Source organism: Jiella sonneratiae (genome assembly GCF_017353515.1).
In the GTDB taxonomy this organism is placed as follows: domain Bacteria; phylum Pseudomonadota; class Alphaproteobacteria; order Rhizobiales; family Rhizobiaceae; genus Jiella; species Jiella sonneratiae.
Window position 1 is genome coordinate 162,986 of record NZ_JAFMPY010000004.1, and the last position, 14,096, is coordinate 177,081.

General features: G+C 68.9%; 13 protein-coding genes. 6 read left to right on the plus strand and 7 right to left on the minus strand.

The annotated features are described in order from the left end of the window. Positions 1–27: 27 nt before the first annotated feature. Complete coding sequence (locus tag J1C47_RS04810; RefSeq protein WP_207349589.1) at positions 28–969, plus strand: MBL fold metallo-hydrolase; 942 nt, start codon at positions 28–30, stop codon at positions 967–969. 40 nt (positions 970–1,009) lie between these two features. On the opposite strand, the gene J1C47_RS04815 is transcribed toward J1C47_RS04810, so the two are convergent. Beyond that, positions 1,010–1,930, minus strand: coding sequence for a DUF1499 domain-containing protein (locus tag J1C47_RS04815; RefSeq protein ID WP_207349590.1), 921 nt, complete (start codon positions 1,928–1,930; stop codon positions 1,010–1,012). A gap of 123 nt (positions 1,931–2,053) precedes the next feature. Next, positions 2,054–3,682 carry a long-chain-fatty-acid--CoA ligase gene (locus J1C47_RS04820; RefSeq protein ID WP_207349591.1) on the minus strand — a complete coding sequence of 543 codons (1,629 nt, stop codon included), beginning with the start codon at positions 3,680–3,682 and terminating at the stop codon, positions 2,054–2,056. Between the two features lie 175 nt (positions 3,683–3,857). On the opposite strand from J1C47_RS04820, the gene J1C47_RS04825 reads away from it, so the two are divergent. Further along, complete coding sequence (locus J1C47_RS04825) at positions 3,858–4,271, plus strand: hypothetical protein (RefSeq protein ID WP_207349592.1); 414 nt, start codon at positions 3,858–3,860, stop codon at positions 4,269–4,271. Positions 4,272–4,355: 84 nt separating this feature from the next. Here J1C47_RS04825 and J1C47_RS04830 read toward each other — a convergent pair whose 3' ends face one another. The 3 genes from J1C47_RS04830 to J1C47_RS04840 all read right to left on the minus strand — a co-directional run bounded on the left by J1C47_RS04830 (position 4,356) and on the right by J1C47_RS04840 (position 7,305). Further along, positions 4,356–4,994, minus strand: coding sequence for an NrsF family protein (locus J1C47_RS04830; protein ID WP_207349593.1), 639 nt, complete (start codon positions 4,992–4,994; stop codon positions 4,356–4,358). Next, a complete protein-coding gene (locus tag J1C47_RS04835; protein ID WP_207349594.1) occupies positions 4,994–5,548 on the minus strand; it encodes a sigma-70 family RNA polymerase sigma factor in 555 nt (184 codons plus the stop codon). Before J1C47_RS04835 ends, J1C47_RS04830 begins: the two co-directional genes overlap by 1 nt. A 179-nt stretch (positions 5,549–5,727) precedes the next feature. Then, a complete protein-coding gene (locus J1C47_RS04840) occupies positions 5,728–7,305 on the minus strand; it encodes an FAD-dependent oxidoreductase (protein ID WP_207349595.1) in 1,578 nt (525 codons plus the stop codon). Positions 7,306–7,504: 199 nt separating this feature from the next. On the opposite strand from J1C47_RS04840, the gene J1C47_RS04845 reads away from it, so the two are divergent. After that, positions 7,505–9,442: a putative bifunctional diguanylate cyclase/phosphodiesterase gene (locus tag J1C47_RS04845; RefSeq protein WP_207349596.1), complete on the plus strand. Its 1,938-nt coding sequence runs from the start codon at positions 7,505–7,507 to the stop codon at positions 9,440–9,442. A gap of 259 nt (positions 9,443–9,701) precedes the next feature. Here the strand turns inward: J1C47_RS04845 and J1C47_RS04850 are convergent, their stop codons facing one another. Both J1C47_RS04850 and J1C47_RS04855 read right to left on the minus strand, forming a co-directional pair. Further along, positions 9,702–10,409, minus strand: coding sequence for a L,D-transpeptidase (locus J1C47_RS04850; protein ID WP_207349597.1), 708 nt, complete (start codon positions 10,407–10,409; stop codon positions 9,702–9,704). A 195-nt stretch (positions 10,410–10,604) separates the two neighbouring features. After that, entirely contained in the window at positions 10,605–11,267 is a 663-nt protein-coding gene (locus tag J1C47_RS04855) for a haloacid dehalogenase type II (protein ID WP_207349598.1), read from the minus strand. 277 nt (positions 11,268–11,544) lie between these two features. Between J1C47_RS04855 and J1C47_RS04860 the strand changes: the two genes are divergently transcribed. From J1C47_RS04860 to J1C47_RS04870, 3 genes are all read left to right on the plus strand, one after another. Continuing rightward, positions 11,545–12,426 carry a branched-chain amino acid aminotransferase gene (locus tag J1C47_RS04860; protein WP_207349599.1) on the plus strand — a complete coding sequence of 294 codons (882 nt, stop codon included), beginning with the start codon at positions 11,545–11,547 and terminating at the stop codon, positions 12,424–12,426. Positions 12,427–12,628: 202 nt separating this feature from the next. After that, positions 12,629–13,231 carry a superoxide dismutase gene (locus tag J1C47_RS04865; protein ID WP_207349600.1) on the plus strand — a complete coding sequence of 201 codons (603 nt, stop codon included), beginning with the start codon at positions 12,629–12,631 and terminating at the stop codon, positions 13,229–13,231. A gap of 342 nt (positions 13,232–13,573) precedes the next feature. After that, complete coding sequence (locus J1C47_RS04870) at positions 13,574–14,035, plus strand: c-type cytochrome (protein WP_207349601.1); 462 nt, start codon at positions 13,574–13,576, stop codon at positions 14,033–14,035. Positions 14,036–14,096: the final 61 nt, after the last annotated feature.

Here is a 14,096-nt window from a genome sequence, read left to right on the forward strand (position 1 = left end):
GCCGCCGGCTTCTGTTAGCGTGCTCCGATGACCGACCCCGCTTCCGATTCCGACGGCTCGCGCGAGCCGCAATTCTCGACCGCCTTCGATCCCGCCCATGGCAGGCCGGTGTCCGTCGCCCCCGGCATCCTGCGGGTGACCGCCGACAACCCGTCGCCCTTCACCTTCAGGGGGACCAACAGCCACGTCGTCGGCGACGCCGCCCGCTGCTTCGTCGTCGATCCCGGACCGGCGGACGAGGCGCATCTCGCCGCGCTTCTCGAGGCCGTCGACGGGCGCAGGGTCGAGGCGGTGATCCTCACCCACACCCATTCCGACCATTCCGCCCTGGCGATGCGCCTCGCTGCGGAAGTTTCGGCGCCGCTCCTCGGCGCCCGGCGAAAGGCCGCTCCGCCGCCTGCCGCCGGCGTGCCGGTGCTCGACGCCGAGCCGGCCGGCGACCTCGCCTTTGCCCGTCATCTCGAAGACGGCGAGACCCTCGATCTCGGCGACCGCAGCGTCGAGGTCGTCGCGACGCCCGGCCACGCCTCCGACCACGTCGCGCTGGCGCTTTCCGGCTCGGGGATCCTTCTGTCCGGCGACCACGTGATGGCCTGGTCGACCAGCGTCGTCGCGCCGCCCGACGGCTCGATGGGTGACTATATGGCTTCGCTCGAAAAGCTGCTTTCCCGCAGCGAGACCCGCTATCTGCCGGGCCATGGCGGCCCGGTCGAGCGCCCGGTTTCCTTCGTCAAGGCGCTGCTCCATCACCGGCGGATGCGCGAGACGGCGATCCTGAAGCGCCTCGATGCCGGCGACGAGACGATCCCGGCGATCGTCGCGGCGATCTATCCGGGGCTCGACCCGCGGCTGCAAGGCGCCGCCGGCCTGTCGGTACTCGCGCATTTGGAGGATCTTCAGGCCCGCCGCCTGGTGTGCTCGGCCGCTTCGCCCGGCGGCGCCGCGGTCTACTGGCCGGCGGCTCGCTGAGCCCGCGCGCCGCGGCGGGAGAAGGAGGTGAAGCGGCAGGTCAGGATGCGTTCGACACCTGCCCGGCCAGCGCGGCGTCGAGGTCGGCGAAGAAGCCTTCCAGGAAGCGGCGGTTCTGGCCGAAGTCGATCTCCATCTTCTGCGAGGTCGAGCGCGCGTCGACGAAGGTCTCGCTGCCGTCTTCGACGACGCGGATCTCGACGGTGCTCGGCAGGCCGAGCAGGAAGTCGCGCGCGGTCGCGACGATCCGGTACTGGTCGCTGTCGCGGGTGCCGACGAGATCGGCGGGACTGAGCCGCTCGGCCTCGGCCCGGAAGGTCGGGACCGGCACCTTCACCGTGCCGCTGACCCCGAGGTCGCCCTCCACCTCGTTGTCGGGCGCTGCGTCCGGATCGCCGAGGCTGACGTCGTCGACCGGCCACTTCTCGTCGGACAGGACGAGCCGGACGGCCTTGTAGATCTCGGGCGCGGCCGCGAGATAGCGCCGCCCGGTGACGACGCTCGGCGGGTCCTCGGCGCTGATCGCCCGCTGCCAGCGCGGCGGGACGTGTCGCGGCGCGTCGATCACGTCGGCGATCGGGTCGGGCTCCATGCCCTCGGTATAGGCGAGATTGGCGCGCGGATTGTCGACCGCGAGGAAGGTCGCGAAAGCGAAGGGCGCGAGTGCGAACAGCGACAGCGCGAAGGCGGCGATCGCCTTGCCGCCGCCGAGAAGGCCGGAGAACCAGACCCGGACGAGGCCGTAGACGGCGATGAGGAAGGAGAGGCACGCCATCGTCGCGGCGAGGACGAGAATGAGGGCAAGGGCCTGCGGCAGGATTCCGCCGGCCCTGAAGATGCCGAAGCCGGCCGCCACCAGGACGATCGCCAGGACGGCGAGCCAGCGGGCGAAGCCGGCCAGCCGCAGGCGCTTGCGGACGTAATGGCCGGAGACCGGCAGGCTGGCGAAGACAAGGCTCATCTAGCTCATTCCAGAACCGTCGTGCCGACGTCGGCGTCGGGACGTTCTTATACCAGCCGGAGACGCGGCTGGCACGCCCGTCCGGCCGCGCCGTCCCAAGGCGCCGGCTTCGGCGCGCCGGCCTCAGCGCGTCGGCAGGACGTAGTCGCGGAATTCCTCCCTGAGCGCCGTCTTGCGGATCTTGCCGGCCGCCGTGTGCGGGATCTCCTCGACGAAGACGACGTCGTCGGGCATCCACCACTTGGCGATCTTGCCTTCCAGGAAGGCGAGGAGATCCGCCTTGCTCGGCTCGCGGCCCTGCTTGCGCACGCAGACGAGCAGCGGCCGTTCGTCCCATTTGGGATGCGCGAGGCCGATCACCGCGGCTTCGGCGACGTCCGGATGGCCGACCGCGATGTTCTCGATCTCGATCGACGAGATCCACTCGCCGCCCGACTTGATGACGTCCTTCGCCCGGTCGGTGATCTGCATGTAGCCGTGCTGGTCGATATGGGCGACGTCGCCGGTGTCGAACCAGCCGTCGGCGTCGAAGAGCTCGGCTCCCTGGTTCTTGTAGTAGGCCTTGGCGACCGACGGCCCGCGCACCTTCAGCCGGCCGAAGGTCCTGCCGTCGCGCGGCTGGGTGCGGTTCGCGTCGTCCGTCACCTTCATCTCGACGCCGAAGGGCGGGAATCCCTGCTTTTCCTCCACCGCAAGCAGCGCATCGCCTTCGAGCCCGGCATATTCCGGCTTGATCGCGCAGAGCGTGCCGAGCGGGCTCATCTCGGTCATGCCCCAGGCGTGGACGACCTGCGCCCCGTAGCGGTTCTGGAACGCCTCGGTGACCCGGCGCGGGCAGGCCGAGCCGCCGATGATGACACGCTCGAGATCCGGCAGGTCGCCGCCATGCGCCTCCAGATGCTGGAGCAGCATCAGCCAGACGGTCGGGACCGCCGCGGTGCAGGTCACCCGTTCCTCGGTCAGGATCTCGTAGACCGACGCGCCGTCCATCTTCGGGCCGGGCATGACCAGCGACGCGCCGGTCATCGGCGAGGTCAGGGCGATGCCCCAGCCGTTGGCGTGGAAGAACGGCACGATCGGCAGCATGCGGGAGGCGGAGGAGAGATTCATCGCGTCCGGCGCCTGCGCGATCATCGAATGCAGGACGTTGGAGCGGTGGGAGTAGACGACGCCCTTGGGATTGCCGGTAGTGCCGGAGGTGTAACACATGCCGGCGGCGGTGTTCTCGTCGAAGCTGCGCCAGGCGAAATCGCCGTCGGCCTCCTTCAGCCATTCCTCGTAGGCGACGGCATTCTTGAGTTTCGTCTCCGGCATGTGTGCGGCGTCGGTGAGGACGACGACCTTCTTCAGGCTCGGAACGCTGGGAGCCAGCGCCTCGACCAGCGGCACGAAGGTGATGTCGACGAAGATCAGCTTGTCTTCGGCGTCGTTCATGATCCAGGCGAGCTGCTCGGGAAACAGCCGCGGGTTCAGGGTGTGGTAGATCGCGCCGACGCCCATGATGCCGTACCAGCATTCGAGGTGGCGCCAGGTGTTCCAGGCCATGGTGGCGATGCGGTCGCCGAGCCCGTAGCCCTCGCTTTCGAGACGCTGGGCGATCCTCAGCGCCCGGTCGCGCACCTCGCGGTAGTTCGTCCGGTGCATCGGCCCCTCGACCGAACGGCTGACGACCTCGCGCAGCGGATGCTCGTTGGCGGCATGGTCGATCACCTTGGAGCAGAGCAAGGGCCAGTCCTGCATCAGTCCGCGCATGTCGTCTTCCTCCCGTTTCGGCGCCCCTTGCGGCTCCCCGGCGCCGGCGATTTTCTGGTTGCGCCACTGTGTCGCCAAAGCCGCCGGCTTGTCCAGTCGCGCGGCGGCGGACAAAGTTTGGACATTTCCCCGCGCCACAACCGCCGCCAAGGACAAGCGAAACAGGGGGTTCGGCATGCAGACCAACGAGGTGGCCGACATCGATCCGTTCGAGGCAGGCGAGGGCGTGGAGGCGGTCGAGTTCGAGCTCGCGCTCGGCACGAGCGATCTCGGCGAGACGAGTTTCGAGGACTGCGTGCGCCACGCGGCCGAGATGATCGGCGGCGAGTTCCTCTTCGCCATGCCGGCCGACGGCTCCTTCGAGGACACCAGCGAGATCGCCGCGATCCACATGGGCGGGGGCGCCGACCGGACGGGCCGGGTGTTCTTCGCGGTGCTCGATCTCGACGGGGACACGATGCGCGTCGCCGATCGCGAGGAGGTCGGCGAGCGCTTCTACGGCTTTGCCCGGGCCTTCGTCGGGGTGCTGTCGCGCATCCGCGACGAAATGCCGTCCTTCGGGCAGATGGACGCCGAAGGCACCGCCTGACCGCCTGACCGTCAGGCCGGCCGGGCGAAGAAGACCCGCGCGCCGCCGACGGCCGCTGCGTCGCCAGCCTTCGGCGGCGGCCGCCTACCAGCGCAGCATGCGGCCGCCCGCCACCGCGCCGGCCGCGACCAGCACCAGCGTCGCCAGCGGATACCAGATCGCCACGAAGAGCGGCGAATCGTCGGTGCAGTGGGCGGCGTAGAAGGCGGCCGCGATGCCGGCAGAGGCGAAACCGGCGATGGCGCCGGTCAGACGCGGCCGTGTCGGCGCCTGCCGCGACAAAGCAAACAGCAGGACGGCGAGGACCGGCATGCCGATCGTCGGGATGGCGAGGAGGCAGTTCTTCGCATTGCTGCCGATCGCCCGTGCCGCCCAGAGATGTTCGGGAACCGAGGCGAGTTCGGCCGCGACGGCGAGGCCGAGCACGATCGCCGGCACCGCGAACCACCCCAGACGCTCGCGCCACGGCCGGGCCGGCCGCGCCAGTCCGGCGAGGACGGCGATGGCGGCTGCCGCGAGGAGGCCGGTCTCGACGAATTTCACGTCGAAGCGCGGGGTCGCGAGCGACGCCACGAAGTCGGGCCGCGGCCCGAGCAGCAGCATGAAGACGCCAAAGCCGACGAGCAGCGCGAAGGCGGCGACCGCCCCGAAAGGCACCGTCGCGCCCGCGGCATGCCGCCTGCTGCCTCCTGCCAGATCCGCGATCAGTTCATCCGTCTGCATCAGTCTTTTCCGAACTTCCGGGCGATCGCCGCGAGACCGCGGTGGAACGCCACCCTCACGGCCCCCTCGCTCATGTCGAGGTCCCGGGCCGTCTGCGTGATCGACTTGCCTTCGACCGAGAGGGCCGAGACCACCGCCCGCTGCCGGCCGCCGAGCGAGGCGACCGCCCGCCCGACGTCGTGGGCCGTGGCGTTCGGCACCGCGGAGGGATCCTCGAAGACGTCGCCGATCGCGTCGATGTCGATCTCGATCCGCCGTCCCCGCCGCCGGTAGGCGTCGATCGCCTTGTAGCGCGCGATCGCGAACAGCCACGGCGCCACCGGTTCGCCCGGCCGCCAGGTGTGCCGTTTCGCATGCACTGCGAGCAGGATTTCCTGGACGAGATCCTCGATGTCGAAGCCGGGCGAATGACGCGGCATGCGCTGCGCCGCAAACCGGCGCACGATCTGCGCCGCGTCCGTCAGAAACGCCCGGTAGGCTTTTTCGTCGCCGGCCACCGCGCGAAGCAGCAGGTCGTCGAGCCCTTGCAGCTTGGACGAGGAGGCAGGCGCCATGGAAACGCTTTCGCCGCGGTCGAGGACATTGTTTCGACCATGCCGAATTTTTTCCGGCGCTGCATCGCCTCGAATTCACATGCGCGTGAACGCCGTTGCGACCCCGGCCGGCGCCGCGGGCCAGGGCGAGGGCCTTCGAAAGGGCCGCAGGGTCCAGGGCGGGCGCCGGCCGTCGGAGGTCAGAGCAGCGTCTTCGGCTGCCAGCCGGCTGCTTCCAGGCTGGTCCGCGACGGGGTGGGATCGGAGGCGAGCAACAGGCCGTGCAGGTCGGCGGTGACGTCCGCCTTGCCCCGCCCGAGCGCGGCGACGACCTTGTCGTCCTTGACGTAGAAGGCCGTGTAGCTGCCGCCGGCGAGGTCGCCCTCGACATGGCATTCGTCGAAGTCCCGGGCGTGGCCGACATAGTGGATCGGCCCGTATTGGGCGGACCAGAAGAACGGAATGCCGGTGAACGGGGTCGAATCGCCGAGCATCGCCCGTGCCGCGTGGCGGCCGTGCTGCTCGGCGACCCGCCAGTGCTCGATGCGGACGGCGTAGTCCCGGCCGTTGAGCGGCAACTTCGCGACGTCGCCGCCGGCAAAGAGGCTCGGATCGAGCGAAAGGTCGGGCTTCACCGCCACGGCGCCCGCCGCTTGCGCCTCTTCGCCGAAAATCGCGAGCCGCGGCTTTGCGCCGATGGCGACGAGAACCATGTCGGCCGGGATCTCCGCGCCGCTCGAAAGATGCACGGCGCTGAGGGCGCCGCGCTTTGCCTCGATGGCGGCGACGCCGGTGTTCGTGCGGATGTCGACGCCCTTGGCGCGGTGCTGCGCGGTGATCTGGCCGGCGACGTCCTCGCCCCACTTGCCGGCGAAGGGAAGCGTCTCCTGGGAGACGACAGTCACCTTCTTGCCGTTGCCGACGAAGGCGGCGGCGGCCTCCATGCCGATGAACCCGGACCCGACGACGACGATCGCCCGGGCCTCGTCGGCTGCGGCCTTCAGCTTCCTGGCGTCGTCGTGGGTGCGCAGGGTGAAGACGTTCGGCAGATCGGCGTTCTCGACGGACAGACGGGCGGAGTCGCTGCCCGGGGCGGCGAAGCAGCGGTCGTAGACGAGGCCTTCGCCGACCCCGCTTTTGCCGGTGAAGTGGATCGTCCGGTTCGCCGCGTCGATCCGTTCGACGCGCTCGGTGATCCGCTCGACGCCGATCGCATCGAGGCCACCGGAACCGACGAGCGGCAGATCCTCGTCCGAACTCTTGCCGGCGAGATAGGTCTTCGACAGTGCCGTGCGGTCGTAGGGCGTCTCGCCGTCGTCGGAGAACATCACGATGCGGCCGTCGAAGCCCTGTTTCACCAGTTCCTGCGCGCAGGCGAGCCCCGCGGCGCCGCCGCCGACGATGGCGAAAATGCGCGGGCCGCCGGCCTTGCGCTGCGACGGCTCGACCTCCGGCCGCTGCTCGCCGGCGCCTTCCGGCACCTCGACGAGGACGCGCCCGTCGACCACCGAGGTCGGGAAGCGGCTGAGGCAGCCCTGGCCCGGCGGCTCGATGTGGTCGCCCGTCGCAAGGTCGAAATTGGCGTGGTGCCAGGGGCAGATCACCCGGGTGCCGACGCGCGTGCCGTTCTTCAGCGGCGCACCCTTGTGGGTGCAGTGGGCGCCGGTCGCGTGCACGGTCCCGCCGTCGCGGGCGAGCAGGATCTTCAGGTCGCCGGCCGAAACCTCGTGGAGGCCGGTCTCGGACAGATCGGAGAGGGCGCAGACATCGTGCTTCATGAATTTCGTCCCGAGTCTGGAATCGTTCGATGTTGCGCCAACGGGGCAGGGACGACGCAGGTTCCTGCGTCGCGACGGGCGCTCTGCCGATCGGGCGGGAGCCGCCGGGCTCGGTAGCCGGCTCGGAACCCTGGATCTGGCCGGTTAACCGCCGCTTCATGCCGCATGGGTAGATTTCGCAGTCCGGTTGGAGGCCACGATGATGAGACGGTTCCTGGGCTGGCTGACGCTGCGGGCGACGGAACCAGGCATTGCCATGGCGCAGTATCGCGAGATCCGCCGGCAGATCCCGCTTCTCTATTCGCTGCTCGGCGTCAACGCGCTGGCGGTCGCCTATACCCATCACGGCGCCGCGCCGGCCTGGATGACGGTGTGGATTCCCGCCGGGCTGGTGGCGGTCTGCCTGCTTCGGGTGGCCGGCTGGCTGCTCGCCCCGGCCAGGGCCGTCACGGCCGCCGAGGCGATCCGCGGGCTGCGGCGGACCGTGTTCTTCGGCTCGCTGATCGCACTTGCCTACATCGCGTGGTCCCTGAAGCTCGGCGAATACGGCAACGAGCATCAGCAGACCCATGTCGCGATCTTCATCGCGATCACGGTGATGGGCTGCATCTTCTGCCTGATGCATCTGCCGCAGGCGGCGCTGGCGGTCACGGCGATCGTCACGCTGCCCTATCTGGCGTTTTACGTGGGTTCCGGCGACGCGATCTACGCGGCCGTCGGCTTCAACATCCTGCTCGTCACGCTGGTGTTGCTGCGGGTGCTCTTCAACAGCTTCGACGCCTTCACCATGCTGATCCGCACCCGGGTGGAAACCGAGCGGCTCAACGGCGAGATCACCAAGCTCGCCCACACCGACATTCTGACCGGCCTGCCCAACCGGCGGCTGTTCTTCCAGGAGGCGGACCGCAGCGTCGAGCGCTGCCGCACGGCCGGCGGCGAAGTCGCGCTCGGCGTCATCGATCTCGACCGCTTCAAGGCGGTGAACGACACCTTCGGCCACGTGCTCGGCGACGAACTCCTGGAGGCGGCCGGAACGCGCCTGCGCGCCGTCTTCGCGGACCACGGCCTTGTCGCCCGGCTCGGCGGCGACGAGTTCGCCTTCCTCAGCGAGGGGCCGGCCGAGCGCGCCGTGGCGCTTGCCGGCGATGCCTGCCGCGCATTGTCGGAGCCATATTCCCTCGGCGCGCTGACGGTGACGATCGGTGCGTCCTGCGGGGTCGCGGCGTCCTGCGACATCGGCGGGTCCGCCCGCGCGCTCTACGACGGCGCGGACTACGCGCTCTATAAGGCCAAGAGCGAGAGGCGGGGCTTCGCCACCCTCTATTCCCCCGACCACGAGCGCCGCATCCGGTCGGAGCGCGCCGTCGAAGCCGCCCTGCAGACTGCCGATCTCGGCGCCGAGATGACCGTCCATCTCCAGCCGATCGCCGCGGTCGGCGACGGCTCGCTCGCCGCCGTCGAGGCTCTCGCCCGCTGGACGAGCCCGCATCTCGGTCCGGTCGGGCCGGACGTCTTCATCCCGCTCGCCGAACGGGTCGGCATCATGCATCGGCTGACGCTCGACCTTCTCGCCAAGGCGCTGGCGTGCCTCGACCACCTGCCGGCCGAGATCGACCTCTCCTTCAACCTCTCGGCCCACGACATCACCTGCCACGAGACCGTGATGGCGATCATGGCCCTGGTGCGGCGCTCGGGCGTACGGCCGGGGCGGCTGATCCTCGAACTCACCGAGACCGCGGTGGTCAGGGACTTCGAGACGGCGGAAGCCTCGATGCGGCTGCTGCGCTCGCTCGGCATCAGGATCGCCCTCGACGACTTCGGCACCGGCCAGTCCAGCCTCAGCTATCTGCGCAGGCTGCCCTTCGACAAGGTGAAGATCGACCGGAGCTTCATGGCGGGCGCAGGCGACGGGGAGGGCCGGGAACTGCTGGCGGCGATGGTCGCCTTCTGCCGGTCGATGCGCAAGATCTGCATTGCCGAGGGCGTCGAGGACGAAGAGCAGCTGAACTTTCTCGCTGCGATCGGCTGCGACCGCTTCCAGGGCTATCTGCTCGCCCGGCCGATGCCGCTCGACGAGCTCGTGGCCTTCGAACGGGCGCGGCGGCCTTTCGAAAGGCGTGCCGCGCAGGGCCGCTGACGGCGCGTCTCTGCGCGAGCCGGCGGCTTCGGGGCCAGGCCTTGCGCTTTCAGAGACGTCATCGTCTCCGTCGACGCGCGAGCGTCATCGCCGGGTCGGGCTTCTCCCGCCTGGCTGCATCAGGCACACCACAACCGGTGGCCGTCGGTCCCGCTCCGCGCAACGAAAAAAGCGAGCGGCGCGGGGCCACTCGCTTTGACGATGAGGCGAGGGAGAATGCGGCGCCGCGCGTGCGGCGCCGGTCCCGGCTCGGCTCGGCTCAGACGTAGGCGCCGGCCCGCACCAGGACCGGCGACCCGACGGCGACGCGGCCGTAGAGGTCGATGATGTCCTGGTTCATGAAGCGGATGCAGCCGGAGGAATCGTTCGTGCCGATGGTCCAGTATTCCGGCGAGCCGTGCAGCCGGTAGAGCGTGTCGCGATTGCCCTGGTAGAGATACATCGCCCGCGCGCCGAGCGGGTTCATGATGCCGCCGGGCATGCCGCTCGCATATTCCTCGAGATCCGGCTTGCGCTCGATCATCTCCCGCGGCGGCGTCCAGGTCGGCCAGACCTTCTTGGCGCGCACCTCGGCGCGGCCGCTCCAGCCGAAACCCTCGCGGCCGACGCCGACGCCGTAACGCATCGCCCGTCCGCCGGGCATGACGTAATAGGCGAACTTCGAGTCGGTATCGACGACGACGGTCCCCGGCTTCTCGCCGGTCGGGTCCGCGACTTCACGGCGCCAGTACTGCTCGGGGACGCGGGAAAGATTGACGGCTGGTATCACCTCGCCGTGGTCGACCATGCGGCCGTACATCGACGTGTAGCGCGGGTCGCCGTAGGTCCCGCCGCCGGAAAACGCCGTCAGCGAGGAGATGCGGGCGCGGGAACTGCTCGAGCAGCCGGAAACGGCTGCAGCGGCACCAATGCCCGCAAGCGAAAGGAAGCCGCGCCGCGAAAGGGCGCGCTGATCGAGGTCACTCATGGTCCAGCCTTGGTTTTGTTTTTGGGGCCGTACCCGGGATTTGGGCCGACCCACCGATATGTTTGTATAGCAACGATCGACCGGGCGCGCGGTTCCACGATCACAGTGCGTTGAAAGAACGAGGATCCCGGCCGGGCTGTGACATCGCGGCACCCGCCGGCTTTCCGGCCGTGGCGACCTTTGGAGAAAGGCCGGTCAGAGCCGTGCAGCGAGGCCCTTGAGGTCCGGCAGGATCGCGCCGGGGGCGAGGTCGAGATATTCGTCCGGCTCGCCCCGCCGGTTGATCCAGACCGTGTGGAAGCCGAAGCGCGTCGCGCCGGCGACGTCCCAGCGGTTCGACGACTGGAAGGAGACCGCGTCGGGATAGATGCGGAAATGCGTCGTCACCATGTCGTAGACGGCGGGCGCGGTCTTGTACTGGCCGCAGTCCTCGGCCGAGAAGAGCTGGTCGACAAGGGTCTCGAGTCCGGCCGAGCGCACCGCCCGCGCCAGCATGTCGCGCGAGCCGTTGGACAGGATGGCGACGCGTCCGCCCTTGTCCTTGAGCGCCTTCAGCGTCGCGGGAACCTCCTCGTAGCAGTCGAGGTCGCGATAGGCCTCGAGCAGCGGTTCGCGCAGTGTCCGGTCGACGCCGCCGACCTTCTCGAAAGCATAGTCCAGCGCGTCCTCGGTGAGGTCCCAGAAGTTCCGGCTGGCGTCGCCCATCAGCCCGCGTACCCAGGAATATTCGAGCTGCTTGCGCCGCCAGACCTCCGCCAGCTCGCGTCCCCTGGCGCCGATCGCGCCGGCATGCCGCGCGACGGCGGCACCGGTGTCGAACAGCGTTCCATAGGCATCGAAGACGTAGACGGAATGCAAGGCGGGCGTCCTCTTCTGGCAATCGGCTTGGTCGAGCGCGCGCGGGGGCGCGATCTTGACACGTGAAATATGGCCGGGTCGAGCGTCGCCCCGGATGTCGGAATCGGACCACTAGATGGGGCGATGTCCCCGGCGCGCCATACCGGCCTGCGATTGAAAAGCGCCGCCGCCGGGTCTACCCCGGAACGGAACGGCCGGCAAAGGTTCTGCCCGCCCGTCTTTCGAACGCCGACCCGCCTCTCGCCTCCGGCGCGGCGGGCCAGAGGAGAATCAGCTGATGTCGCATGCGTCCCACGCCCCGTCCTCGGAGCTCCTGACCCGCACCTTCGTCGACGGCGCCTGGCACGAGGGCAGCCCGGCGCTGATCGGCCCGAAGAGCCATGCCATGTGGCTCGGCTCGTCGGTGTTCGACGGCGCCCGCTGGTTCGACGGCGTCGCCCCGGACCTCGACCGGCACTGCGCGCGCGTCAACCGGTCGGCCGAGGCGCTGGGGCTGAAGGCGACGATGCCGGCGACGGAGATCGAGGCGCTGACCCGCGAGGGGCTGAAGGGCTTTTCCGGCCGGACCGCCGTCTATATCCGGCCGATGTACTGGGCCGAGGACGGCGGCTACATGGGCGTTCCGGCCGACGCGGAATCGACGCGCTTCTGCCTCTGCCTCTACGAGACGCCGATGATCGAGCCGGCCGGCTTTTCGCTGACCGTCTCGCCGTTCCGCCGGCCGACGCCGGAGACCATGCCGACCCTCGCCAAGGCCGGCTGCCTCTATCCCAACAACGCCCGGGCGATCATGGAGGCGCATCGCCGCGGCTTCGAGAACGCCCTCGTCCTCGACATGATCGGTAACGTCGCCGAGACCGGCACCTCCAACATCTTCTGCGTCAGGGACGGGGTGGTCTACACCCCCGCGCCGAACGGCTGCTTCCTCAACGGCATCACCCGCCAGCGGGTGATCGCGCTGCTGCGCGAAGCCGGCCGCGAGGTCGTGGAGAAGAGCCTTTCGGTCGCCGAGTTCATGGCCGCCGACGAGATTTTCTCGACCGGCAACCACTCGAAGGTCGTGCCGGTGAACCGGATCGAGGACCGCCCGCTGCAGCCGGGGCCGGTCTATCGCGAGGCCCGCGAAGCCTACATGGCCTTCGCCCGCAAGGCCGGCTGAGCGCTGCCGCCCGTCGGGATTTTTTCCGCCAGAAGGCCGAGGCGGGCGGTGGCGGAAGCTCTGCCGCACCCTAACTGTCGACCGCGAACCCTGCGGCGGTCACGCGAAGCGGTCACGGCCCCGGACGAGGCTCCGGGCGGCCCCGTGCCGCAGACGCTTATCCGACACGCCGCCCATCGAACCCGAAACGAAGGAGACGAACATGGCTTTCACCCTTCCCGAGCTTCCTTACGCCTATGACGCGCTTGGTCCCTACATGTCGAAGGAGACCCTCGAGTATCACCACGACAAGCACCACCAGGCCTATGTGACCAAGGGCAACGAGCTCGCCGAGAAGGCCGGCATGGCCGATCTTCCGCTCGAGGAGATCGTCAAGAAGTCCCACGGCACCGACCAGGCGCTGTTCAACAATGCCGGCCAGCACTACAACCACATCCACTTCTGGAAGTGGATGAAGCCGAACGGCGGCGGCAAGAGCCTTCCCGGCAAGCTGGCTTCCGCCTTCGATTCCGATCTCGGCGGCTACGACAAGTTCAAGTCCGACTTCGAGGCCGCCGGTGCCGGCCAGTTCGGCTCGGGCTGGGCCTGGGTTGCGGTGAAGAACGGCAAGCTCGAGATCATGAAGACGCCGAACGGCGAGAACCCGCTGGTGCACGGCGGCGTGCCGATCCTCGGCGTCGACGTGTGGGAGCACTCCTATTACATCGACTACCGCAACGCCCGGCCGAAATATCTCTCGGCCTTCGTCGACAGCCTGATCAACTGGGACTACGTCCTCGAATGCTACGAGAAGGCGACGGCCTGAGGCGCTTTTCCGGCCGGGGCCCGACGATCGACGCTCGATCGGGCACGCCGCCGGCAACAGGTTTTTTTCGGGGCCCCGGCTGCACTGCCGGGGCCTTTTTTCGTCGTCACGGCCTCGACAAGTCTTCGTGACCGAAGGCTCAGGCATGCCCGCCGGCGACCGGCCGCGCAGCGTCCGGCCCATGGCTTCTCAAAGGCTTAGCGCGAGCCGGACACCCGCCACGCAGCCTTTCGGCGAAGGCCGCCCGGCCGCGCGCCGTCATCAGGCAGTTGCCTGAATCTGGAAGGGTTCCAAGTGGTTGAGATTCCGCGCCTGTCGCGCGGCACTCCTGGGAGTCTCTCGATGACTGACAAACGCCCGTTCCGTTTCGCCGTTTTGGCCGTTGCCGCGGCCACGATCGTCGCCGTGCCGGCGGTCGCCGCCAATCTCGACGCCATCAAGGCGCGCCAGGAGCTGATGAAGAAGAACGGCAAGGCGACCAAGGCGGGCGCGATGATCCTCAAGGGCGAGGCGAAGTTCAGCCCGGACAAGGCGACCGAGATCTTCACCGAGATGCACGAGGTCGCGATGAAGTTCGGCGACTATTTCCCCGAAGATTCCAAGGAAGGCGGCAAGACCGAGGCGGCCCCGGCGATCTGGCAGAAGCCGGACGATTTCAAGGCGGCGCTGGTCAAGTATCAGGAGGACACGAAGGCGGCGCTCGATGCGGCCCCGAAGGACGAGGACGCCTTCAAGCAGCAGTTCGGGATGGTGACCCAGAACTGCAAGAACTGCCACGAGAAGTTCCGCCTCGACGACAAGTGAGCCCGGCGCCTTCGGGCGACGCGCCTTACCCCGGAGCCACACGCGCGGACCACGCAATTAT

Excerpts from the sequence above, each read along its gene's own strand:
- J1C47_RS04820 (WP_207349591.1), bottom strand. The coding sequence starts at position 3,682 with ATGCGCGGACTGATGCAGGACTGGCCCTTGCTCTGCTCCAAGGTGATC.
- J1C47_RS04815 (WP_207349590.1), bottom strand. The coding sequence starts at position 1,930 with ATGAGCCTTGTCTTCGCCAGCCTGCCGGTCTCCGGCCATTACGTCCGC.
- J1C47_RS04845 (WP_207349596.1), top strand. The coding sequence starts at position 7,505 with ATGATGAGACGGTTCCTGGGCTGGCTGACGCTGCGGGCGACGGAACCA.
- J1C47_RS04830 (WP_207349593.1), bottom strand. The coding sequence starts at position 4,994 with ATGCAGACGGATGAACTGATCGCGGATCTGGCAGGAGGCAGCAGGCGG.
- J1C47_RS04870 (WP_207349601.1), top strand. The coding sequence starts at position 13,574 with ATGACTGACAAACGCCCGTTCCGTTTCGCCGTTTTGGCCGTTGCCGCG.
- J1C47_RS04835 (WP_207349594.1), bottom strand. The coding sequence starts at position 5,548 with ATGGCGCCTGCCTCCTCGTCCAAGCTGCAAGGGCTCGACGACCTGCTG.
- J1C47_RS04865 (WP_207349600.1), top strand. The coding sequence starts at position 12,629 with ATGGCTTTCACCCTTCCCGAGCTTCCTTACGCCTATGACGCGCTTGGT.
- J1C47_RS04860 (WP_207349599.1), top strand. The coding sequence starts at position 11,545 with ATGTCGCATGCGTCCCACGCCCCGTCCTCGGAGCTCCTGACCCGCACC.
- J1C47_RS04825 (WP_207349592.1), top strand. The coding sequence starts at position 3,858 with ATGCAGACCAACGAGGTGGCCGACATCGATCCGTTCGAGGCAGGCGAG.
- J1C47_RS04850 (WP_207349597.1), bottom strand. The coding sequence starts at position 10,409 with ATGAGTGACCTCGATCAGCGCGCCCTTTCGCGGCGCGGCTTCCTTTCG.
- J1C47_RS04810 (WP_207349589.1), top strand. The coding sequence starts at position 28 with ATGACCGACCCCGCTTCCGATTCCGACGGCTCGCGCGAGCCGCAATTC.
- J1C47_RS04840 (WP_207349595.1), bottom strand. The coding sequence starts at position 7,305 with ATGAAGCACGATGTCTGCGCCCTCTCCGATCTGTCCGAGACCGGCCTC.